Consider the following 24,250-nt stretch of genomic DNA (forward strand, 5'->3'; position numbering starts at 1 on the left):
ATTCAAGTGTTTTAACAAGCATGCTGCTTGTTTTGTTTAACCTTTCTTTACTATGGATGTAGTGATGGCTAATGAATAACCCATTAGGGCCATCTGTGTTGTTTTTATTCATACCTTTGCAGCATCATCAATTAACAGGCAAAAAGAATGAAAAGTAGGTTTGATTTTCGGCCCAAGCTATTGGCTGTGCTGGAAAATTATTCGAAAGAAAAGTTTATGGCCGACCTGATGGCCGGAATTATTGTAGGGATTGTGGCCCTGCCTCTTGCTATCGCTTTTGGTATAGCATCTGGTGTTAGCCCCGAAAAAGGTTTAGTTACGGCTATTATCGGTGGTTTTATTGTTTCTTTTTTAGGAGGTAGTTCCGTTCAGATCGGTGGACCAACCGGAGCGTTTATCGTAATTGTTTATGGTATTATTCAGAATTTTGGAATAGAAGGGCTGGCCATTGCTACTGTCATAGCTGGTATCTTACTTGTCCTGATGGGGGTTCTTAAACTTGGGACCGTTATCAAATTTATTCCTTATCCTATTGTTGTGGGATTTACAAGCGGTATTGCGCTGACGATTTTTACTACACAGATGAAAGATCTGTTCGGGTTGTCAATCGAGAAAGTCCCGGCCGATTTTATATCCAAATGGATTGTTTATTTCGAACATTTCGGGTCATTTAATATCTGGCCTTTTCTTATAGGTGTGATAAGTATCCTTATCATTGTATTCACACCCCGTTTCTCGAAGAAAATTCCGGGTTCGCTGGTCGCCATTGTCGTAGTTACGATTATTGTTTATGCCATGAAGAATTTTGCAGGAATTACGGGCATCGAAACTATTGGCGACCGATTCACCATCAATGCCTCGCTGCCCGCACCCGAGAAAATCACTTTTTCGATGGAAACTATCAACCGGTTGCTTCCTTCGGCCTTTACCATAGCTATTTTAGGTGCAATCGAATCGTTGCTTTCCGCAACCGTTGCCGATGGGGTGACTGGCGATAAGCATAATTCCAATACAGAATTGATTGCTCAGGGTGCAGCCAATATTGTAGTGCCAATTTTTGGCGGTATTCCTGTAACCGGAGCTATAGCACGGACTATGACGAATATCAACAATGGAGGCCGTTCGCCAATAGCCGGTATTGTTCATGCTATCGTATTACTGCTTATCCTGTTGTTTCTAGGTCCGCTTACCAAACATATTCCCATGGCATGTCTGGCAGGTGTGCTTATCATTGTTTCCTATAACATGAGTGAATGGCGTACTTTCCGTTCGCTGATGAAAAATCCTAAAAGTGATGTGGCGGTATTGCTTACCACTTTTTTCCTGACGGTTATATTCGATCTGACTATTGCTATTGAGATAGGAATGTTAATTGCCATGCTTTTGTTTATGCGTCGAGTGGCAGAAACAACGAAGGTATCGGTTACCAAAGAGGTGGTGGATCTGTCTGATGAAGGCGAGATTATGCACGACGACAGTGTTCTTGTACTTCCCACAGGTGTTGAGGTATATGAAATTGATGGTCCGTTCTTTTTTGGAATAGCCAATAAATTCGACGAAAGTATGAAGGTTATCGGGGATAAACCGAAAGTCCGTATTATCAGGATGCGCAAAGTGCCCTTCATGGATTCAACCGGATTACATAACCTGGAAAGCTTGTTCCGTTTATCTCAGAAAGAACATATACACATCATCCTTTCTGGAGTAAATCAGCAAGTGCATGGAGTTCTTACTAAATCGGGCTTCACCGATAAGATTGGAGACGATAATATTTGTTCCAACATAAATGAAGCCATTCAGAAGGCAAATGAGTTTGTAAATCATAAATAACCAGATAAATAAAAAGGTGCCCATCAAGCACCTTTTTATTTATCTGGTTATGACTTTTTCTGACGAAGCTTTTCGCCTTTCATTTGTTCAATACCAACAATCTTTATTTAATTCAATCAGGCGTTAACCGGAAACCAGGCTCGGGTATTATTGGCAATTTTCACTAAAAGCAACATGACCGGGACCTCTACCAATACTCCCACAACAGTGGTTAAGGCTGCTCCGGACTGTAGTCCGAATAGAGATATGGCCACGGCCACGGCAAGCTCAAAAAAATTACTTGCTCCGATCATTCCAGCAGGGGCCGCTACATCGTGCGACAACCTTGCCGCCTTAGACCATCCGTACGCAACAAAGAAGATAAGTATGGTTTGTATAATGAGAGGAATGGCAATCAATAAGATATGTAACGGGTTGTTGGTTATTGTTTCACCCTGGAACGAAAAGAGGATAATCAAGGTGAGCAATAATCCCAAAATCGTATAATTATCGAATTTCTTTACAAAAACATTATTGAAATAATCTGCCCCTCTCTTTTTTATAACAGAAATACGAGTTAACACGCCTGCTGCAAGAGGAATTACTACAAATAATACAACCGACAATATAAGTGTATCCCAGGGAATAACAATCCCCCCGATCCCTAACAGAAAGGCAACTATCGGAGCAAAGGCAACCAGAATAATAAGATCGTTCACTGCCACTTGAACCAGAGTATAAGCTGCATCTCCTTTAGTCAGATAGCTCCATACAAATACCATAGCCGTACAAGGGGCGGCACCAAGCAATACTGCTCCGGCAAGGTATTCGTGCGCCAGATTTTCGGGTATAAATGATTTGAACAGTACGTAAAAGAAAAACCAGGCCAGGCCAAACATGGTAAAAGGTTTGATCAACCAGTTGGTAACGCAGGTAATCAATATTCCTTTGGGCCTTTTACCTACATTCTTTACACTCTGAAAATCGACCTTTAGCATCATCGGATAGATCATCAGCCATATTAATATAGCAACAGGAATCGATACGTTGGCGTATTCGAATCTGCTTAGCGTACTTGGGATAACGGGCAGGTATTGACCGATCAATATACCTGCCACAATACATATTGCTACCCATAAGGTGAGGTAGCGTTCAAAAAAACCTATTCCTTGATTCTTTTCCATTACTACAAGCTTTTGTCTGTTAATTTTGATTTCCGCAGTAACATTCAGGAGTCAGTCCTCCCTTAATGTCTTTTACGTAAAAATCGTAGAATCTGTCTTTTATTTCGTCGCGTACCCTGCGGAATTCACTTTCAATAAACTCCGGAGTACCTGTTGCATGCGAGGGATCATCAAAGCCAATATGCAGACGTTTGTTAACTTTTCCGGTAAACATCGGGCATGATTCATTGGCTCCGCCGCATACAGTTATTACATAATCCCATTCCTCTTTCAAATACATTTCTACAGGGTCTGAAGTATGGTGACTTATATCAATGCCAATCTCTTGCATAGCCTTCACTGCCCCGGCATTAAGCTTGCCAGCTGCGGCTGTTCCTGCCGAACGAACAATCAGATCTTTGTCGAACGATTGCAAAAAACCGTGTGCCATCTGGCTTCGGCAACTATTTCCTGTACATAAGATTAAAACTTTCATATTTTTTAATTTTAGATTTTTTATTCAGAATTCTTATTCGTATTTAAACGAACATTCGGGGTAAAAAAACATTAACAACACATTTCCTTTGGATTAATTGAGTTAAAAAGTTTGTTAATTAGTTGCTTTGCTATCTCCCAGTTTTCCTTATCAATGCAATAACGGACCTTCGGACTTTCAATTTCTCCTTTAATCAGACCAGCATCTTTCAGTTCACTTAGATGCTGTGATACGGTGGCTTTTGCAATTGGCAATACTTCATGGATATCACCAAAAAAACAGTTGTCCTGCGATGCCAGAAAATTCAATATGCAAATTCGGGCGGGATGTCCTAACGCTTTCGCATATCGGGCAATCTGCTCTTGTTCGAGTGTATAATCTTTTTTGTCTTTCATCTTTGTATCTTTTATTCTTGTTCGCAAATATACGAACAAGAATAAAAATATACAATCATATGGAATTCTTTTTTGAATCTTAATTTCCTTATTTTATATGTTGAAGCTGTATAAGGCATTGGGGGGTAAACAAAAAAGGGAAGCCATTCATATGACCTCCCTTTTTTTATATTGAATTAAGTTTGCTTATTTTACTTCGCTACCGGGTTTAACGGTTTTTTGAGGCATTACAACAGCCAGACTTCCGTCGTTGTTTTCGGCAGAGAGAATCATCCCTTCAGAGACAATGCCTTTAAGCTTACGTGGAGCCAGGTTGGCAATAAAGCATACTTGTTTGCCTATCAGATCTTCCGGAGCATAGTGTTGGGCAATACCCGAAATGATGGTACGGGCACCTAATCCGTCGTCAATCTTAAACCGAAGCAATTTATCTGCCTTGGGTACTTTGGTGCATTCCAGAATGGTACCCACACGTATGTCGAGTTTCGTAAAGTCGTCGAATTCTACATTTGCCCGAATAGGTTTTGCCTTGTAATTAGCCTCTTCGTTTGCTTTCTTTGTATCAAGCAGTTTCTGAACCTGAGCTTCAATTACGCTGTCTTCCATCTTTTCGAACAAAAGTTCCGGTTTTCCTAACTGGTGTCCGGCACTCAACAGGTCTGTACTACCTAAACGATCCCATCCAAACGACTCTACGTTCAGCATGTTTCGTAAAGCTACGGTGCTGAAAGGTAAAAATGGTTCGAATGCAATGGAAAGATTGGCCGTAATCTGCAGGGCGATATTCAGGATGGTTTCCACACGGGCCATATCTGTTTTGGCAAGTTTCCAGGGTTCTGTATCTGCCAGGTATTTATTACCGATACGAGCCAGATTCATAGCCTCTTTCTGAGCATCGCGGAAACGGTATATGTCCAGTAAATTTTCTACAGCAGCTTTTACATCGGCAAATTCCGCCAAGGTCTGTTTGTCGTAATCCGTCAGCGTTCCGCATGCAGGAACTTTTCCTCCAAAATATTTCTCAGTAAGAACCAGGGCACGGTTAACAAAATTACCAAAAATGGCAACCAGCTCATTGTTATTGCGTGCCTGAAAATCTTTCCAGGTAAAGTCGTTGTCTTTGGTTTCGGGGGCGTTGGCAGTTAGCACATACCGAAGTACATCTTGTTTGCCAGGCATATCGATAAGGTATTCATTCAACCACACAGCCCAGTTACGGGATGTGGATATTTTATCCCCTTCCAGGTTGAGGAATTCGTTGGCAGGAACATTCTCCGGCAGGTTGTAGCTTCCTTCGGCCTTGAGCATAGCCGGGAATACGATGCAGTGGAATACAATATTATCTTTGCCGATAAAGTGCACCATTTTAGTCTCCGGATCCTTCCACCATGTTTCCCATGTTTCAGGAAGTAATTCCTTCGTATTGGAGATATATCCGATGGGAGCATCGAACCATACATACAGAACTTTTCCTTCGGCTCCTTCTACAGGAACCGGTATTCCCCAATCCAAATCGCGGCTTACGGCACGGGGCTGTAATCCCATATCCAGCCACGACTTACATTGTCCGTATACATTGGATTTCCACTCTTTATGGTCTTCCAAAATCCACTGGCGCAAGAATGGTTCGTGCTTATCCAATGGCAGATACCAGTGCTTTGTCTCCTTCATTTCAGGAACACTTCCGCTGATAGCCGATTTGGGATTAATCAGGTCTGTTGCATTCAAAGAGGTACCGCAGGCTTCGCATTGGTCGCCATAGGCCCGTTCGTTTCCGCAATGCGGACAAGTACCGGTGATGTAGCGGTCTGCCAAAAACTGTTTAGCTTCCGGATCGTAATATTGTTCGGTTGTTTTTTCTATAAATTCACCCTTGTCGTACAATTTACGAAAGAAGTCGGATGCAACCTCCTTGTGAGTCTTTGATGTGGTACGGGAATAGATATCGAACGTAATACCAAAATCTTCGAAGGACTTTTTGATGATACCATGGTAACGATCCACAACCTCTTGTGGCGTTATACCTTCGGCCTTTGCCTTTAATGCAATGGGAACACCATGTTCGTCGGAGCCACCAATCATCAATACATCTTCTCCTTTTAACCGAAGGTAACGGGCATAAATATCGGCAGGAACATACACTCCGGCCAGGTGACCGATATGTACCGGTCCATTTGCGTAAGGCAATGCCGTAGTTATCAGCGTTCTTTTAAATTCTTTTTCCATACCATCTAATCTTCTTTTTGAGGTGCAAAGGTAGAGAAATTTTACCAAAAGATGGAATGATGAACTTATATAATCAAAAGATAGAACTTACATTAGTAGGAATTTCTTAAAACATAGTAATTACAACTATATTGTGGATAATAACCTACTTTTTAAAAGATAATATCTTGTTTTTTGGACTATAAATTCAAAAAAGGCTGGTAAATACATTTGTAATTCAGATAGTCTTATGTTATCAGGTTTGATAATATATTAAAATAAGTAAGCAAGAATTTATTCTCATTAGAGAAATAAAATCTTGCTTACTATTTAAAATTAAGATAGAGATATTTTAAGCTCTATTTTTTATTATCAAAATCGAATTCCACTAAAAGTGGATAATGATCAGACATTACCCTCGTGTCTTCATCATATATATACTCAGCTTTTACAGCATATTTTGCCAATTCAGGACTAAGCCACATAAAATCTATTCGTTGGACAAATTTGGACTTTTGATATTTCTGTGTAGGGCAACTATGAGTGAAATTCTTATTAAATAAATAATATGCATCCTTAAAACCAGCTTTTTTCATGAAATCAGTTATAGAGTAGTCTATCTTTCCGTTATCCAGATTACGTATATGCGCATTTACGACTTCTGTTGCTTTTCTGCTTTCAATAAATTCCGGACCATATGCATCTTTATCATTTGATGATAGAGAATTAAAATCTCCCATAATTACAATCTTTTCATTTGGAGGCAATAGAGCTGCATGAGCCAAAACGATTTGGACCTCTTCTCTTCTTTTTTCGAATGAAAATGGAGAAAAATGAATAACAAAAACGTGGATGTCATTCACAAACGCATATATATATGCATGCCACATATTGTCAACAACTTTCTGCACATTCACAATCGGTTTTTTAGATGATAACGCTACTGGAAAGCCTTCCAACTTTGACTGAACTGCATATGGATGAAAATACTTGCGAGCAAATACTTCCAGACTTTTTTGTGTAAATTCATTCATTTCTTGATAAGCAACAATGTCTGGATCTATTTTCTTTACCCAATTATTGTACGTTGATTGAATAACAGAGTCTTGTTGGAAACCTTTTAGTACATTATAACTTAATATTTTAAAATTATCCTTGGCATCAATAGAAGATGAACACGATAAAAGAATTAAATATAGTAATGTTAATATTTTTTTCATTTTAATTAATTGTTGAATTCATGATAACAAGATTAAATTACTTCCCGAATTTTCTATAAATTTGAATCATCATCCCAGCCTGGATTTTGTGTCAAATTTTGGTTAAGCTGTCTTTCTTGTGTTGGTATCGGGTAAAAGTAATCTTTACCCTCTGTCCAATGTTTTTCAATGGTTGGATTTGTAATGATTTGACCTCCAGCTTCTCCATTTTCCAATACAAGTTCACCAATTTTTTGATATTGTCGACCCGGAACTGTTGCTGGTTTTTTCCCAGAATATATTTCCAAGTCAATTTTTCCGTCCCTATCAAGATCATAGGTGCCTATGCCAGGGAAATACATACCGTAAAATACTCTTTCTAATCGCTTTCCTTCTTTCCATCTCAGCAAGTCGTCCCATCTGAACCCTTCACGTATCAGTTCAATCCGTCTTTCTCGACGGATTTCAAGAATAACACCTTTATTAATACCTTTACTAACATTGGGATATTCTCCTTCTAAATAGGGGTCTGGATTTGCATTTGAAAATGCAACATTAAGATTCGGCATGCCAACACGATCCCTAAGTAATTTTATACTCTTATCAATATCTGATTGAGTAATTGTTCCCTTTTCGGCCTTAGCTTCAGCATAATTTAATAAAACCTCTGCATATCTGAAAATTGGCATATCGTTTGTACAGTTACCGGTATCAAATTTAGGTTCTAAAACAAACTTAATATATTGATATCCTGTAATACAGGTTGAAAAATCGGGTACGCTTGTAACCGTTTCTCCAATTCTTTTATATCCCGGAGTTCTAATTGTTTGAGAAAGACGAGGGTCTCTGTTTTGTGTTTCTTCATAGAACTGCATTGTTTTATAATTGGGTATGTCGGTAAAACGGCTACCATCTTTCATCAAGTAACTGTTAATAACCGAACGCAATACTCCCGGACGTCCGTATGAAGCAGATAATGTATAAAAATTTACACTATGCACAAATGGTATTTCCGGACTATATTGTCTGGCTAAAATTATTTCTTTCACCAACGGCTCTTCTTGTATAAAAAGATCTTGATAAGCTGATTGGTGTGAAGATGTATGGATTCCGTATCCACTTTTGGTCATTAACTCTTCAGAAGCCTTAATACATTCATCAAGAATTCTTTCCCAACCTTCAAGTCCATGATATTTCCTAAAAGTTCCCTCAAATAAGCACATCCTCGATTTTAATGCTAATGCAGTCCATTTTGTTATTAATTGTCCACTTTTTGTTACCTCCAGATTTGCTATTGAGAAGTCTATATCTTCAAGCATTTTGTCGAAAACCAAAGTTCTGGAATCTCGGGCCTTGAATAATCCTTCATCATCAACGGATAATGTTGTGTCATACCAAGGTACATCTCCGAACCGTTTTATTTTTTGAAAATAAAAGTATGCACGAAAGAAACGAGCTAATCCATTGTATTTTGCAACAACCGATTTGTCCTCACATTTAGAAGAATTTTCCAGAAAGAAATTTATCCTTCGTAATTCTGTCCATGTCCATCCTCCGCCCGTTGTTGGAACGACACGTACACCTCTTATTTCATCGTGTACAGTTGTTCTGGCATCATCATCTGCATAGTACGGAGAGTTGTAGAAGATATCTAATGCAACAGGTAATGCATTGTAAAAACTATTTGTATAAGTTTTTAATTCATTTTCTGACTGAAAATAGTTTTCGGGAGCCAGTTCGGATAATGGATATCTTTCAAGGAAATCATCATTACATCCTGAAAAAAGAGCCATAAGGACATATAGATATATATATTTATATTTTTTCATATTTCTAAATATTAAATGAATTACTTTGGGTTATCAAAAAGAAATTTCAGCTCCAACGGAAAAAGTTTTTCCCATTGGATAACCTCTTGCTGCCGGATCCTCCATTGTTTCTTCAGGATCAATATAATCCGTATCCAGTTTTGTCCATGTAAACAGATTCTCACCGCTTACATATACTCTTAAGTTGCTGACTTTTAAAGAACTTAGAAGACTGGAAGGTAATGTATATCCGATTGTCAGGTTACGAAGTTTACAATATGCCAAATCTTGTAAATACATATTATTTGCAACTGAAAGCTCCGAGTTTTGAGCTGTATAACCTCTCAGGAAAGGGAAGTAGGCATTTGGATTGTCTTCAGACCACATCATTTTTTGAAAATTAGATGGAATAAAAGAATCATATGGTCTTGCATACACATGCCAGAACATTTGTGCTTCGTTGGATGGATACCAGTTTTGTTTACCTATCCCCTGAAATAAGGCTGAGAAATCAAATCCATTCCAACCTGCAGACATGTTTAAACCATAAGAATAACGAGGTTGTGTATTTCCTATTACTCTGCGATCCCCCGGATTACTTAATGTATTTTCGCCGGTATCAATAATTCCACTTCCATCTAAATCAAGAATTTTAATATCTCCTGCCTGTAATTTCTTTAATTCGGCAGTTGGAGCCTGTACTCTTCTTTTATTTATTTTGTCTTGATTAACAATTGCTGCCCATGCTTGCGCTTCTTCGGTTGTTTTAAAAAATCCATCATATGTATATCCCCAAATCTCACCAAGCTGCTGACCTTCATAATATGAAGTAAGAATGCCAGATGGGTTGTCGAATTTAGTGATTTTAGAAGTATAGTCAGATAAAACAGCTGTAAGACTGTAGGAAAAAGGTTTGTTCATTATCTCAAACTTATCTTTCCAAGATAAAGATAGTTCCCATCCTTTGGTCCTTAAATCTGCTGCATTTTCTTTTGGTTCGGAAGCTCCAAAAACAGAGGGTAGTACTTTGCCTTTTGTAAGCATATCTTTCGTGTCTCTAATGTAATAATCCCCAGAAAAAGATAATCTACTATTTAACACATCGATATCCATTCCTAGATTATTTGTAATAGATTTTTCCCAAGTAAGATTTTTTGCAACCGGGGCCGGATTATTTACTACGTTCAACTTCGTATTGTCAACCAAATAGCTAATCTGACCTGTAGACATTGATGAAATATACGCATAGGTAGAAACATTCTGATTACCTAAAGATCCGTATGAATATCTCACTTTAAAATTGTTAACTCTATCTTTTAACGACTCGAAGAACCCTTCTTCGCTAATTCTCCATCCTGCTGAAAAGGATGGAAAGAAACCAAACCGGCTATCTTTAGGGAATCTGGATGTTCCATCGTACCTCCCACTAGTTTCAAATAAATACTTTCCAGAATAGTCATAATTTAATCTGTAGAACACACCTCTCAATGCCCATTCACTTGCCCCTCCAGAAACCAATTCTTCTCCGGTAACAAAATTAAGGTCATTGAGTGTTTCAGATAATAGCTCCTGACCACTGGTCGAAATTAGTTTGTATCGTTTGTATTCTTGATTAAAACCTCCCATAGCTTTAATTGAATGCTTGCCTAGTGATAATTCGTAGTTAGTAAAAGCATTGATAACGTGGTATTTGTTACTACTTACGGCCTCAGTCAGCTTATCAACTTTCAGTTCTCCTAATGATGAATATTCCATAATACCAGGATACTTTGAATATTTGATTTTTATCTGTCTATACATATTGTCGTGTTGATCCTGGTTATAAGTATAGTTTGCTGTAACAGATAGGTTCTTTAATATTTTAGCAGTAAATTCAAATGTTGTAGTGAATTCATTATATGCATCCTGTCCTTTCATTTTGCCACTTTCAAGAGCGTTATGCAGTCCATATCCAATTGGATAAGAATTAATGCCAGTATATCCGGTTAAAGTTCCATCCGGATTTTTAGGTACATAAGCTGCATGATAATGGTATATCGGGTTGTTGCTTACATTTCCCGAAACCTCTTTAAAGTTCGTTGGAAGACCGTGCCAATCATATGTAGATTTAAAGAAATGAGTATTATTGCTAAATTTTAGCCAAGAAGTAATATCAGACTCAACTTTGGATCTCATATTAAATCTTTGATATTTGTCTGTATTGATATTTAGAACACCGTCTTCTGATGAGTAAGAACCTGTCACTAAATATTTCATCTTATCATTTGCCCCGGATATACTTACATTATGCTCTTGTTTTGGTCTTGATTTTGAATAGAAATAATTATACCAGTCAAAATTGGCATAATATCTATACATATCTTCCCCTTTCGCATTTTTACTTATTACAACCCATGGTCTGTCCGGATTCTCAGTCTTATCATTTACTCTAGCTAATAGCTGTTCATAGTCCTCGTCTGAATATTTGGTTGCTCGATAACCCAAACAATTATACATAGCATCATCATTAATTTTTGCGTTCCAATATCCCGAAGTGATGAAGTCTGTGTTGGTTGATCGGGTAATCCATCCAAAATTATTTGAATATGAAATCTGAGTTTTGCCGTCTTTTGCACTTTTTGTTGTTACAAGTATTACACCAAAAGCAGCTCTTGCCCCATAGATGGCTGATGCTGATGCATCTTTTAATACTGAAACAGATTCTACATCATTAACGTTGATCCTATCCAACGTTCCGGGAACGCCATCAACTAACACTAATGGAGACCCTCCATTAATTGATGTATTTCCTCGAATGTTTAAAGATCCACTGGTGCCAGGTTTTCCCGAACCAAATGTTACATTTAAATTTGGAATAACACCCTGCAAGGCTTGAGTCATTCTTGTAATAGGTCTGTCCTTAAAATCTTCGGCTGTTACTTGGCTTACAGCCCCTGTCAGGTTGACTTTTTTTTGAGTTCCATAGCCAACAACAACAACTTCATCTAATGTTTTTGTATCTTCAATCAAAATAATGCTCAAAGATTTATTATCAGCAACGGGTATTGATTTGTTCAGATAACCTATATAGGAAACTTCTAGTATAGCATTTTGATTTACTTCAAGGGCGAAATTACCATCTATATCCGTAATTGTCCCATTTTGGATCCCTTTCTCTACAACATTGGCCCCAATTATTGGTTCTCCTTTTTCATCAGTGATAATGCCAGTAATTTTTTTATGCTGGATAACCTGTGGTATTGCATTGAATGGTTCTTTCATCAAAACAATATTATTTCCTTCCATCGCATATACGATCCCTGTATTCTCAAATATATTTTTTAGAATTTCGGATACAGGTTTATTTTTAGCCTTGATTGCAATATTGCGATTGAGGTTAACTTCTTCTTTATTATAAATAAATAGATAATCAGTCTGCTCCTCTATTTCATTTAATAATTGGCGTACATTCATGTTTTTTTCAGCAATCGTTACTTTCACATTTTGAGAATTTGCTTCCGAAGCTAACATGCCCGCAGTAAAAATAAACATCAAAAGAAAAGTGATTTTCATAATACGAAATATATAGTTGCAATTTGATTTTAATGGGACATAGTATTCCCGATAAAAGATATTTTTCATACTTTTATAGCCTGTATTAGTTTGTACTTAGATTAATATTTAGTCTGGTATAGACTTTAAGCCGGAGAGTGTTCGCAGCATTTTCCGGCTTTTTCATTACTTGTAATTATTTCATAGGCAACGGATTGTTTGTGATTAGTATTATGTTAGTAAATTATAATTGTGTTATCTATATCATCTGATTTGAGATAATTAAATTTCGTTTTTATCTGTAATGTTTTTAGTACATGTTCAACTCCATCGCGAAATCTGAACTTTCCAGAAAACTTATGACTCAGAATAGATTTATTATTTACAATAATCTTTATATCAAAATACAACTGTAACTTTTCAAGCAATTCTGCAATTGTGTTATCATCAAAACAAATTAGACCTTCACGCCATTGAAAATAATTAAATTGAGATATTGGAATCGTTTTTAGATGGCCTTTATCCTTAAATGCAAGTTCATTAGGTTTAAGAGTTCTTTTTTCAGTATGATTTATAGCTTCAATTTCTACAGAACCTTTTAATAGAGCTGTCTCAAATAAATCTTTTCCTTTATAGGCCTGAACATTGAATTCGGTCCCTAGAACCTTTATATTATATTGTTCGGTTTTAACAATAAACGGTTTTTTGGTATTTTCTTTTACGTCAAAATAGCCTTCTCCATCCAAGATTACTTCTCTATTGTTTTCGTCAAATAATGTTGGAAATGTAAGTGAGCTTTTCGCATTAAGCCAAACTTTGGTTCCATCAGATAAAATTAATTCAGCTCTTTGGCCGGCGGGTACATTTATTACCTGCGACATTGTTTCCGTACGATTTACCATCTGACTACCCTTCCAAAAAAAGGTACATACAAATGCAATGATAAATATTGCCGCGATCTTTAATATTTCGATATAAATAGGGCGAATGATCTTTGTTTTCTTGTTGATGGATGAAAGTAATGATTTGTTTTTATGCCATATACTAATGTCATACAGCTTATGCAATGAAAATAATTCACGCATATTATCAGGAGATTCATCAAGCCATTCAATAACCTTTTTTTTATCCTCTTCTGAAATATCTCCTTTTATATAGCGCTGTAACAGTTCATTCATATCATTGTCTTATTATTCTTATACTAGAATAACGATTTAAAGATTAAACCCCCTAAAAATTTAATTAAAAATTATACAAATAAAAAGACAAGAGTGGAAGATAGTCTTTAAGCCTAATACGGAGTTCTTTTATTGATTTCGTTATATGGTACTCCACTCCTTTTGTCGTTAAATTAGTTGCTTCAGCAATCTCTAAGATAGATTTGTTTTCGAAACGACTCATTTCAAATATTTTACGTGTTAAAGGAGGTAAAGATTCTAATGTTTTTTTTACAATGGCATGAATCTCGTTTGAGTATATTTCTACTGGATCACAGGCTTCTAGTGTTGATAATCTTATATCCAACTCGCGCTGGTTATATTCAGTAATAGTATCCATGAAATTTATTCTCACTATTTCATGTTTAATATGGTCAAGGGATTTGTTTTTAAGCATTGTAATCAATAGAGACTCCGAAGCCTCTTTTTCCCCTGAAGATAGTAGAAGCCAATATTTTACTAATGTTTCAGCCACAATATCTTCTGCTACCATTTTGTCATGTACGTAAGACTTTACAAATAAGAATGACCTAAGGTAACACTGCTCGTAAATATCCTTAAAATCAGGAGTCTTTTTCATACTAATTCTTTATATATGCGAATCAGTAGTTGAAATCACTTGCTGATTCATTTAGTTAAAATGTTGTTATACAGTTTATTATTACATTAAAATATTTCTTAATCTCCCTGGAAATCAGTATCTTAGAAGAATAAAACCACTCATTTTTCTAATTATGATTCCCAAGGAGAAAGAACTTAAGCTTATAAAAATATATATGTATATCTGCGATATCTATGAGTCTTCACTGAAATTTTGTTGTCAGAGATTCAGTAATAATGCAACTCCTATCTTCACCGACCAGGAACTGCTTACTGTATACCTGTTCTGTGGAGCTTATCAACGCTACTTCAGTATCAAAGAGATACATACATTCACTAAAGAATATTTGCTTTCTTGGTTTCCTTGTCTACCTTCTTATCAGACGTTCAATTATCGATTGAACCTGTTAAGTGAGGCAATTAATGAACTCGTAAAGCATCTCATTACATCGTTTAAACCAGAAGATTGCGACAATATGACATCACTGATCGATTCCATGCCAATTGTTACCTGCAAAGGAAAGAATAAAACAGGAAAAGTGGCTACAGAAATTGCAACAAAAGGCTACTGCTCTACCAAAAATATGTACTACTTTGGTTTGAAACTCCACACGTTAGCTTTCAGAAGGAAAGGAACTATTCCATTCCCTGAGATGTTGATACTTTCATCTGCGGCAGAGAACGATTTGACGGTACTTAAAACAGAAGCAGCAGACAGCCTGACCAATAGAAGTATCTTTGCCGATAAAATCTACTCCGATTTCTCTTTTTGGGGAGAAAAACACAGGGAAATAGGTCTGGATATGCTAACTCCCGTAAAAGCTATTAAGGCTGAAGAGCCCGTAATTACTCAAAGAGAGAAAGCCCACAGAGACTTATTTTCGACGGCTGTTTCTAAAGTCAGACAACCCATAGAGTCTTTCTTCAACTGGTTGAATGAGAAAACAAATATTCAAAGAGCGATGAAGGTCAGATCAACATCTGGACTTCTTATACATACGATGGGGAAAATAGCCATCGCATTCATTTATCTAATTGTTTAAAACAAATGAATCAATGTCAAATACTGATTCGCATTATATATTAACCAATAGCAAAACGCTTATTAGCGCCTTACAGATAAAGAAAGATATATATATTCTATGAATAAAATTCAAATATACTAAATTAATAATAACACTGCAGATCTTGTAATAAACTATTATTTTTAATCTGTATGGTATGTAGTTAAAGTATTTATTATATATTAGGTACCCCATCCTTCACGGTCCAGGTTGCGGTAATGTATGGCCTCCGCCAGATGAGGTGTCTCAATTTTTTCTGTACCGTCCAGGTCGGCTATGGTACGCGAAACTTTCAGGATACGATCATAAGCCCGTGCAGACAGGTTCAGGCGGGTCATAGCCTGTTTTAATAACTGCATTCCGGCAGCATCGGGTATGGCATATTGATGGAGTTGTTTGGTTTCCATCTGTGCATTGCAGTATATCCCAGGATGTGCTTTAAAACGTTCTTCCTGTATCGCCCTGGCTTTTATAACCCTTTCGCGTACATGGGCACTAGGTTCTGAAGGAGTCTGTATTGATATCTTTTCGAAGGGGACGGGCACAATCTCAATCTGTATATCAATGCGATCCAGAAGTGGTCCGGATATCTTGTTCATATACTTTTGTACTGCGCCAGGGGGACAAAGACAGGGGCGTTCTGGATGGTTGTAATAGCCGCAGGGACAGGGATTCATTGAGGCAACAAGCATAAAACTGGCGGGATAGTTCACAGAGAATTTTGCTCTCGATATATTGATATACCTGTCTTCCAGCGGTTGCCTCATCACCTCGAGTACGCTTCTATTAAATTCCGGTAGTTCATCCAGAAACAATATTCCATTCGTGGCTAAGCTGATTTCGCCCGGCTGCGGATAGGCTCCGCCCCCAACCATGGCTACATGTGAGATGGAATGATGAGGTGAACGGAACGGACGTTGTGTCATTAGGGAGGTTCCCCCACCAAGTTTTCCTGCAACGGAGTGTATCTTGGTTGTTTCCAGCGACTCATTCAGTGTAAAAGGGGGTAATATGGATGGCAAGCGCTTTGCCAACATTGACTTGCCGCTTCCGGGAGCACCTATCATGATGGCATTATGTCCGCCGGCAGCCGCTACCTCCAGGGCACGCTTTACGTTTTCCTGCCCTCTTACATCAGAAAAATCAAACATAAAGGCTTCCTGATGGGCATAAAACTCTTCGCGTGTATTTACTTGAGTTGCTTCCAGAGTACGTTTACCATCGATAAACTCAATCACCTCTTTGATGTTTTCTACACCGTAAACAGCCAGATTGTTTACAACAGCCGCTTCCCGCACATTTTGTTTCGGAAGTATAAACCCCTTGAATCCTTCTTCTCTGGCCTTAATGGCTATGGGTAATACTCCTTTGATAGGCATCAGACTCCCATCGAGGGATAGTTCTCCCATCATCAGATATTGATCCAGTCTAGAGCCATCCACCTGTCCGGCTGCTGCCAATATGGCTAAAGCCAACGGTAAATCATATGCGGAACCCTCTTTTCGGATGTCGGCAGGAGCCATATTGACTACCACACGGTTTCCGGGGAATTTGTATCCGTTTACCTGAAGAGCGGAGATGATACGTTCGTGACTTTCTCTTACGGCCACATCGGGCAATCCCACAAGAAAAAAACTTACACCTTTGGTGCAATTTACTTCAATGGTAACAATGGTGGCTGATATACCCTGAACTGCGGCAGCGAATGATTTTACTAGCATTAGGTTTTGGTTTAACAATTTGGGAGCGAGATTCTATTTCTTTAAGATCTGCTCCAGTACTTTTTTAACTTCCAGTCCGTTATCTGTTTTTAATACTATTTTTCCTTCGTTGTCGATTAAGAAACAACGCGGTAACGCATTAACATTGTATAGTTCCAGCATGCTGGTACCTTGCCCGGCCGAGTCTGTAACCAGATTCCACTTAATGGTGTCTGCCTCAAGCACCTTTTTTACAGCAGCCTGATCCGTGTCCAGACTTATCAACAACATATCAACCTTTTCGGCCGGAAATTCACGTTTTATCTCATCCAGATACAGATTGTCTGCCTGGCACATTTCACACCATGGGGCCGTGAAACTTAAAAGCAGGTATTTATTCGAAAACGAATCCAGACTTACAGGTTGGTTATAAATATTTATCAGATCGAATCCGGGGGCCTCAGCACCGATAGCGGTACGCTTAGCTCTTGCTACAAAAGATTTCAACTCTTTAAATAAGAAAAAATCCTTTAACGATGAATCAAGAAGAGGTATAAATTCTTCCAATAACCGTGTATCGTCTGAATCTCTGAAAAATCGGTACATTAATACAATAGAGGCCTTTTCGGCTGGATTCTTGCGTATAAAGGATTCTGCCTTTTCCTGTAATTGATGATCAATGTTGATCAGTTTGGTGGTAGTTGTTGATTCGTCTGTCAAAAGCGAGTCAGACGGTGTATGTAGCTTTTCAATCAACTGCGCCCGTTCTTTTAAAAGAGTTGAATGTCTCTTATAAAAGGCAGACAACTTTTCGTTGGTTTCTCCTCCCTTTATCTCTATTAATTCGGGTACATTTATATCTCCCGTAAGAATCACTTTCTCGCCGGCTTCCGGATATACGGTCAGCCATACAGATTTATTCTCGAAATATAGAGTTACACTTAGATAATCGGCTTGCTTTTGCTTTATTTCAAAACGACCGTTTTTCTGACAGGTGATTGTATCGGTTAATTTTTTATCTGAACCTTCAAATACAGCATAAATTGTCTGATTCTTCAGGTTGGAGAGGTTACCTTCCAGCTGAAAAACAGATTTCTTACCACATGAAACCATACCTAACAGTGCAAATAGCACTACAACGATTCTATTTATCATCTTTAGCTGTTCAAATTCACATAAATTCTTTGGGGTAAAGATATGAAAATAAATAAAATAAAACTATAAATATGCTAATTTTAATAGAGTCGTTTCCAAACAGTTGTGTTGAATCTGCAAATAATACAGGCAGAGCTAAAGAAAAAACAAAAGAAAAAGGGATGCCTTTTGGGCATCCCTTATATGTAATGTTTTGATTAAAAGAACAACCTTTAAGATTAATTGCTTATCTTTTGTTATTCTGATGCAAATATAAAAACAATAATTCGATTATCTGCAATGATTTCCGACAAAAACAACTCATGTGTTATACAACATATAGGTCTGTCCATTTTATTGTTCTTTTAATTATTGATTGTTGTTGTTTTATGGTTAAACATATTAATTAGCAAAATTAAAGAATGGAATTGATATCCTAGAATCATAGTTGTATTCTATTTTAGCATTAGAAGGGGAAAAGAAAAAAAGGATGCCTTTTGGGCATCCTTTCAGAGTAATGTTTTGGTTAGCCAGAACAACATCTAAGATCAATTGCTTATCCCTTGTTGTTCTGATGCAAATATAAAAACAATAATTCGATTATCTGCAATGATTTCCGACAAAAACAACTTATGTGTTATACAACATATAGGTCGGTCCATTTTATTGTTCTTTTAATTAATCATAGTCTGTGTATCATAGTTAAACATATCAATTTGCTAAATTAAAGAATAGAATTGATATCCTAGAATCATAGTTGTATTATACCCGTTGGCGGAATTAAATTAGTGCATATTTAATTTGTCCAATGGGTTTGTTATTAATCTTGTTTATATATTGAAGGATTGTAAGTGCACTAATTTTCCCCGTAATTCTGGTAAACAATCCTTCTGTTTGTTTTGCGTAATTTCTGATTATCATAAATTGATCGCATAATTGTGCAAAAAGCGTTTCAACCCTTTTCCTTGCTTTAGCAAATGGACTAAATACAGGTTTCCAATCTTTTTGATTCGACCGATATGGAACTTCCAACTTGATATTAGCTTTTTCAAATAAATCAAGTTGTATGGCTGCTCCAATATATCCACGATCACCGATGATGGTGCAATTCTGAAAGTTACACTTTACGTCTTTCAAATAATGAATGTCGTGAACACTCGCCTTTGTCAGGTCAAAAGAGTGTATGACACCGCTCAACCCACAGAGAGAATGTAATTTATATCCGTAATCACTAGTGTCCGGTTAAAACTACCAGATATTCAACTGGTTAGAACTATTCGGACTGGTTAAATTGTAATTTGTATTTATAAATAGCTCATTTATAGGCATTTTCTCAAACAAAGTCAAGCTGAAAATCTGCAATAAAGTGTAGAGCGGCGGCTCTAATTTCATTTTCTTTTTGACTATTGAGACAAGCAGATACATACAGATTGCTATCCATATTTGGGTGTACACTGCGTTTCTGCTGGTGCCATAAAAAGCTTTTATCCGAAGATGCTGTTTTATCCATTTGAAAAACAGTTCAATCTTCCATCGTTCTTTGTATAACTGAGCAATTGTAAAGGCTGGTAACTCTAAGTTATTCGTCAAGAAAACATAAATCTTGCCGGTTTCGGCATCTTGATATTTTATCCTCCTCAAATAGTCTGGATAATCTTTCTTGATGTAAAAGCCTGTCAGTTTTATAGATTGATCGTATTTGAGTCCGGTGGTCTTGTCCACCTTTCGACTATACACTCTTCTGGCAGCCATGTTATCCTTGGCCCTAGTCACGAAGAACGCGCGTTGTTCGTGGATGATAGTGTAGAACCGAAAGAAATCGACATAACCTTTGTCCATTACATAAATGGCACCAGGCTCGACTACGATATGTTCCATTACATTGACGTCGTGGCATAAACCATCCGTCAAATGTACAAATGTGGGTATGGAGCCCCGCAAGTCCAGCAACGTGTGCATTTTAACAGCACCTTTGTTTTTGCGAAACTTCGCCCATGGAAAAAGACTTAAGCACAAGTCGATGGTGCTGCTGTCCAAGGCGTACACCATGTTTTTGACATCAAGCTTGAACTCGTTATCCTTTTCATAAAGGTGTCGAGCCTCCTTGATCAGAACTTGTGCGTAGTCTGCATAAATTCGCCAATCCCGACTTTCGTTGGCCTCTGCCAATGTGGATTTAGGAACCGGCTGCTTTATGCCTGAATGATATAATTTATTGGAAAACGCTGTCAAGCAAGATTCGATGTCACGTAAACTTTCCCTATAGGTAAGTTGAGCAAAACCCATCACATAAAAGTGTTCCTTACAGGTAAAGTTCCTTACGCGATGGTTACCCTTGTACTTTTCAACACACTTGTTGAATTCATAAGTCGGTAAAAATGACATCAGTTGCGCGAAAACGGTTTTCCCTATATTCATGATTTACGGTATTTTTCGTAAATCTAGGTAATTTCCAATATTTTCAAATCGAAAAATTAAAGAACGTATTTGAAAGCCTTTATCAATGCGGGTTTCAGGAGTTTGTTAAAGTCCTTAACCGGACACTAGTGATCCGTAATAATGTTTACCCTGTGAAGCACAATAGCCATAATTGGGAGCTTTATCATAATTATTCTTTCCCATTTTACAACGTTTTGACCTTATGGGACGACAGACTTCAATTGGCATAGAATCAATACAGAAAATAGCTTCTCCACCATCAACTTTTGATGCAATTCTTTCACGCACCTGATTACATAAGCCGATAGTGAGCTTCCTGCGATCATTATATTGACGACGGGATATGAGAGAAGAAAAATCATCTTTGTATCCATTTAATTTAGAAAACAAAAAGCTTTCACTATCTATACCTATTGATTCGGCAGCAAGGCTTAAACTGATCACTTCTAAGTCAGAGAACTTCGGGACGACTCCTCTGCGAGGTATATTCCCTTTTTCGTTTACTAAATCAGCAGAAAACATCTTGCATATATCAAGAAATTTAGCGAATATTGCATATAAGTTGTGCATAATTGAGCTGTATATTAATAGTTTGATCACCATTAAAATACTAATAATCAATGATATGCACAACTTATTTCCTGACATTTTTTAGTGAATTAATTCCGCCAACGGGTTTGTATTATATTTTAGCATTAGAAGGGGAAAAGAAAAAAAGGATGCCTTTTGGGCATCCTTTCAGAGTAATGTTTTGGTTAGCCAGAACAACATCTAAGATCAATTGCTTATCTCTTGTTGTTCTGATGCAAATATAAAAACAATAATTTGATTATCTGTAATGTTTTCCAATAAAAACAATCAATATGTTATACAACATATTGATTAATGCATTTTGTTGTTCTTTTAATTATTGATTGTTGTTATTTTATGGTTTAATATATTAATTAGCAAAATTAAAGAATGGAAATCATATACCTCAATCATAGTTATATTATATCTGAGCATTAAAAGGGGAAAAGAAAAAAAGGATGCCTTTTGGGCATCCTTTCAGAGTAATGTTTTGGTTAGCCAGAACAACATCTAAGATCAATTGCTTATCTCTTGTTGTTCTGATGCAAATATAAAAACAATAATTCGATTATCTGCAATGATTTCCGACAAAAACAACTCATGTGTTATACAACACATAAATCAGGCAGCTATTCTGTCTTTTTAATTAATTAATCTGATTAATATCTTGTTAAACACTACGATATATGTGAAAAAAGAAGAGGACCATATCAAGATCTGATCTTACTTTTTATTCTTGACTATACTATTTGCATAAACATACAACGCTAAATTATCTTTGAAGCCTTGTGTTTTATCTATTTATATACAATGAACAGCTTCTTTCTACACGAATAGATCCCTTAATTCAAAATTATACTTCAATATGGTAACCAGACTATTTAACTTAAGTGTTGGAGTAAAGTTATGTAAGTCTTACTGTGATAGTCCTAAAAATGACAGAACTATTGTAGTTCTTAATCAAGCGGAAAAAGGAATTGCCTATAGGATCGAATTCGTTGGAGAATACTTATTATCTATGCCATTATAATTGTGTGATGATATGCTAGCCTGTGTATTCTGCTTTGTTTAAGAGATCATGTGATTGGTGATACACCAAAAAGAGGATTTAAATCGTCGATTAACAGAATAAGAGATTCGACTAGATTTGCTTGGATGCATTTATTATTTTGAGACGCTATTATTTTATAGGTCAATTAGATAAAATAAAGAGGATGTGTCAATTACTTTGTTTTGACACACCCTCTCCTCTATATTCAATTATTCGGTAGGGCCATATTTTATCCCCATTGAGCTCCAGCGTGTAAGGAAATTGGCTAAAGCCAATTTAAATTTTTGATAATCTTTGTTACCAGCTTCAGTCCAGCCCACTTCTGCATATGCTGCTATTCGTGGATATACTTTATAATTCATACTTTCTGTGGTTGGTATAAATTCTCCCCACATCTGACATCCAGTACCCAATACCTTGGATTGTAATTCAGTAGGAAGTCCTGCAGGTATAGGATTGAAGTTATAAGCTTTTTCCATGGGTATAGATTTGTAATCATAGTCCAGGTAAGTGTATTCATGGAAAGAATTAACAACTTCATATCCTTTTTTGAGGGTGCTGACAATTAGACTTGAATCCCCCTTCCAGAAGTGAACAATGGTACCTGCAGCCAGCTTCTCATTTCCTTCTTTCGTATCCTTTTCTGATTGATATTCGTGAAGCTTAGCTCCTGTAATCTCATTCCATCCCATCATCCTCTTGTTCTTTGAGGCTAGTATATTGGAGACAGTGTTTGTGAAATATACCTGCAATTCAGCCGGAGTTGCAAGGTCATTTTTCTTCATATAGGATTGTACCATAGGTGATTCGTTCCACTGGTCATAACGAACTTCATCGCCGCCAATATGAAATACCGGTGAAGGAAAGAGTGTGATTACTTCGTCGATAACGTCTGTAAGGAAATTCACGACTTTAGGATCTGCCACATTATAAATGTCATATTGAACACCAAATTTACAAGGAACTTTTATCTTTTTGCCTGTTGTTCCGAGCCAGGGATATGCTGCAATGGCTGCACTTGCATGTCCGGGCATCTCTATTTCAGGAACAACCATGATGTGGCGGTCGGCTGCATAAGTTACAATCTCTTTAATATCATCTTGTGTATAAAATCCTTGATGAGGCTTACCGTCGTATTCATTGCTTCCGAAATGATTAATTTCGGTTGAGTCCCGGTATGAACCTACTTCTGTAAGCATCGGATATTTCTTGATTTCAATTCTCCATCCCTGGTCTTCCGTGAGGTGCCAATGGAACACGTTCATTTTTAAACGGGCCATTTCGTCAAGTAATTGCTTTACAACCTCTTTGCCTTTAAAATGGCGTCCTTCGTCTAGCATGAATGCTCTCCATTCAAATGCAGGATAGTCTGAGATAGTACCCTTTTGAACGGTTAGTTTCCCTTCGTTTGCCCTAAGTATTTGTCTCAAGGTTTGGATGCCGTAAAAGATACCAGTGGAAGTTCCTGATGTGATTTTGATACCTTTTGAACTAACATCAATAGAATAACCATCTTTTTCTTTTTCTGATTGGCCTGTAGTTAACTCCAGTTGGATATCTGCCATAGTATTTTGCGGATCCAATATTGTTCTGCAATTGAAATCAGAAGAAAGGATCTCTTGTAACACATCTGCCTCTTTTTTGACACTTTCAGGAAAAGCTATTTTAACTTCTGAAGGAAGATCGAGATGCCCCGTTTTGTAAGCAACTGACTGAGGTGTTGGAATTACCTGATAATTTAAAGGAGCTTCCTGCTTGCAGGAAAGCATCAATAGAGATATACATATCCCCGAAATAAGGTTAACTTTCATAGAATTTTATTTAAATGTTTTGTTTAGCGATAAAGCGTGATGTGCAAATATAGAGATA

Annotated in this window: 15 protein-coding genes and 2 pseudogenes; 2 read left to right on the forward strand and 15 right to left on the reverse strand. The window is 37.1% G+C overall.

The features are described from left to right. Positions 1-147 precede the first annotated feature (147 nt). The gene (locus tag F5613_RS12290) at positions 148-1,830 is read left to right on the forward strand and encodes a SulP family inorganic anion transporter (protein ID WP_179399955.1); all 1,683 of its coding nucleotides are present in this window, start codon (positions 148-150) and stop codon (positions 1,828-1,830) included. A 116-nt stretch (positions 1,831-1,946) separates the two neighbouring features. Here F5613_RS12290 and arsB read toward each other — a convergent pair whose 3' ends face one another. From arsB to F5613_RS12335, 9 genes are all read right to left on the reverse strand, one after another. Continuing rightward, positions 1,947-2,993: an ACR3 family arsenite efflux transporter gene (gene arsB, locus F5613_RS12295; protein WP_179399956.1), complete on the reverse strand. Its 1,047-nt coding sequence runs from the start codon at positions 2,991-2,993 to the stop codon at positions 1,947-1,949. Positions 2,994-3,012: 19 nt separating this feature from the next. Then, positions 3,013-3,468 carry an arsenate reductase ArsC gene (locus F5613_RS12300; protein WP_079682245.1) on the reverse strand — a complete coding sequence of 152 codons (456 nt, stop codon included), beginning with the start codon at positions 3,466-3,468 and terminating at the stop codon, positions 3,013-3,015. A gap of 71 nt (positions 3,469-3,539) precedes the next feature. Further along, positions 3,540-3,863: an ArsR/SmtB family transcription factor gene (locus tag F5613_RS12305; protein WP_179399957.1), complete on the reverse strand. Its 324-nt coding sequence runs from the start codon at positions 3,861-3,863 to the stop codon at positions 3,540-3,542. Positions 3,864-4,049: 186 nt separating this feature from the next. Further along, positions 4,050-6,089, reverse strand: coding sequence for a methionine--tRNA ligase (gene metG / locus F5613_RS12310; RefSeq protein ID WP_179399958.1), 2,040 nt, complete (start codon positions 6,087-6,089; stop codon positions 4,050-4,052). Between the two features lie 338 nt (positions 6,090-6,427). Continuing rightward, positions 6,428-7,288, reverse strand: coding sequence for an endonuclease/exonuclease/phosphatase family protein (locus F5613_RS12315; RefSeq protein ID WP_179399959.1), 861 nt, complete (start codon positions 7,286-7,288; stop codon positions 6,428-6,430). 53 nt (positions 7,289-7,341) lie between these two features. Next, entirely contained in the window at positions 7,342-9,096 is a 1,755-nt protein-coding gene (locus F5613_RS12320; RefSeq protein WP_179399960.1) for a RagB/SusD family nutrient uptake outer membrane protein, read from the reverse strand. 33 nt (positions 9,097-9,129) lie between these two features. Then, on the reverse strand, positions 9,130-12,627 hold the full coding sequence (locus tag F5613_RS12325) for a TonB-dependent receptor (protein WP_179399961.1): 3,498 nt from the start codon (positions 12,625-12,627) through the stop codon (positions 9,130-9,132). Positions 12,628-12,842: 215 nt separating this feature from the next. Continuing rightward, positions 12,843-13,784 (reverse strand): FecR family protein, encoded by a 942-nt coding sequence (locus F5613_RS12330; RefSeq protein ID WP_179399962.1) that lies wholly within the window; start codon positions 13,782-13,784, stop codon positions 12,843-12,845. A gap of 64 nt (positions 13,785-13,848) precedes the next feature. After that, positions 13,849-14,403, reverse strand: coding sequence for an RNA polymerase sigma-70 factor (locus F5613_RS12335; protein WP_179399963.1), 555 nt, complete (start codon positions 14,401-14,403; stop codon positions 13,849-13,851). A 154-nt stretch (positions 14,404-14,557) separates the two neighbouring features. Here F5613_RS12335 and F5613_RS12340 point away from each other — a divergent pair, with 154 nt between their 5' ends. Next, positions 14,558-15,466 carry a transposase gene (locus F5613_RS12340; protein WP_246303365.1) on the forward strand — a complete coding sequence of 303 codons (909 nt, stop codon included), beginning with the start codon at positions 14,558-14,560 and terminating at the stop codon, positions 15,464-15,466. Positions 15,467-15,669: 203 nt separating this feature from the next. On the opposite strand, the gene F5613_RS12345 is transcribed toward F5613_RS12340, so the two are convergent. The 6 genes and pseudogenes from F5613_RS12345 to F5613_RS12370 all read right to left on the reverse strand — a co-directional run bounded on the left by F5613_RS12345 (position 15,670) and on the right by F5613_RS12370 (position 24,192). Continuing rightward, positions 15,670-17,208, reverse strand: a complete 1,539-nt coding sequence (locus F5613_RS12345; RefSeq protein WP_068186543.1) for a YifB family Mg chelatase-like AAA ATPase — start codon at positions 17,206-17,208, stop codon at positions 15,670-15,672. Between the two features lie 33 nt (positions 17,209-17,241). Further along, positions 17,242-18,342: a TlpA disulfide reductase family protein gene (locus tag F5613_RS12350; RefSeq protein WP_179399964.1), complete on the reverse strand. Its 1,101-nt coding sequence runs from the start codon at positions 18,340-18,342 to the stop codon at positions 17,242-17,244. 759 nt (positions 18,343-19,101) lie between these two features. After that, positions 19,102-19,548 (reverse strand): annotated as a pseudogene (locus F5613_RS12355) (IS982 family transposase); the annotation flags it as partial. Positions 19,549-19,569: 21 nt separating this feature from the next. Beyond that, positions 19,570-20,739, reverse strand: a complete 1,170-nt coding sequence (locus F5613_RS12360; RefSeq protein WP_179398827.1) for an IS4 family transposase — start codon at positions 20,737-20,739, stop codon at positions 19,570-19,572. A 132-nt stretch (positions 20,740-20,871) separates the two neighbouring features. Then, a pseudogene (locus F5613_RS12365) lies at positions 20,872-21,408 on the reverse strand (IS982 family transposase); the annotation flags it as partial. Between the two features lie 1,182 nt (positions 21,409-22,590). Next, entirely contained in the window at positions 22,591-24,192 is a 1,602-nt protein-coding gene (locus tag F5613_RS12370) for a beta-N-acetylhexosaminidase (protein ID WP_179399966.1), read from the reverse strand. Positions 24,193-24,250: the final 58 nt, after the last annotated feature.

The organism is Macellibacteroides fermentans, assembly GCF_013409575.1.
GTDB lineage: Bacteria > Bacteroidota > Bacteroidia > Bacteroidales > Tannerellaceae > Macellibacteroides > Macellibacteroides fermentans.

Bases quoted from the DNA above. Each gene is read 5' to 3' on its own strand.
- F5613_RS12315 (WP_179399959.1), bottom strand. From the start codon at position 7,288: ATGAAAAAAATATTAACATTACTATATTTAATTCTTTTATCGTGTTCA.
- metG (WP_179399958.1), bottom strand. From the start codon at position 6,089: ATGGAAAAAGAATTTAAAAGAACGCTGATAACTACGGCATTGCCTTAC.
- F5613_RS12290 (WP_179399955.1), top strand. From the start codon at position 148: ATGAAAAGTAGGTTTGATTTTCGGCCCAAGCTATTGGCTGTGCTGGAA.
- F5613_RS12330 (WP_179399962.1), bottom strand. From the start codon at position 13,784: ATGAATGAACTGTTACAGCGCTATATAAAAGGAGATATTTCAGAAGAG.
- F5613_RS12340 (WP_246303365.1), top strand. From the start codon at position 14,558: ATGATTCCCAAGGAGAAAGAACTTAAGCTTATAAAAATATATATGTAT.
- F5613_RS12370 (WP_179399966.1), bottom strand. From the start codon at position 24,192: ATGAAAGTTAACCTTATTTCGGGGATATGTATATCTCTATTGATGCTT.
- F5613_RS12335 (WP_179399963.1), bottom strand. From the start codon at position 14,403: ATGAAAAAGACTCCTGATTTTAAGGATATTTACGAGCAGTGTTACCTT.
- F5613_RS12300 (WP_079682245.1), bottom strand. From the start codon at position 3,468: ATGAAAGTTTTAATCTTATGTACAGGAAATAGTTGCCGAAGCCAGATG.
- F5613_RS12345 (WP_068186543.1), bottom strand. From the start codon at position 17,208: ATGCTAGTAAAATCATTCGCTGCCGCAGTTCAGGGTATATCAGCCACC.
- F5613_RS12325 (WP_179399961.1), bottom strand. From the start codon at position 12,627: ATGAAAATCACTTTTCTTTTGATGTTTATTTTTACTGCGGGCATGTTA.
- arsB (WP_179399956.1), bottom strand. From the start codon at position 2,993: ATGGAAAAGAATCAAGGAATAGGTTTTTTTGAACGCTACCTCACCTTA.
- F5613_RS12360 (WP_179398827.1), bottom strand. From the start codon at position 20,739: ATGAATATAGGGAAAACCGTTTTCGCGCAACTGATGTCATTTTTACCG.
- F5613_RS12320 (WP_179399960.1), bottom strand. From the start codon at position 9,096: ATGAAAAAATATAAATATATATATCTATATGTCCTTATGGCTCTTTTT.
- F5613_RS12350 (WP_179399964.1), bottom strand. From the start codon at position 18,342: ATGATAAATAGAATCGTTGTAGTGCTATTTGCACTGTTAGGTATGGTT.
- F5613_RS12305 (WP_179399957.1), bottom strand. From the start codon at position 3,863: ATGAAAGACAAAAAAGATTATACACTCGAACAAGAGCAGATTGCCCGA.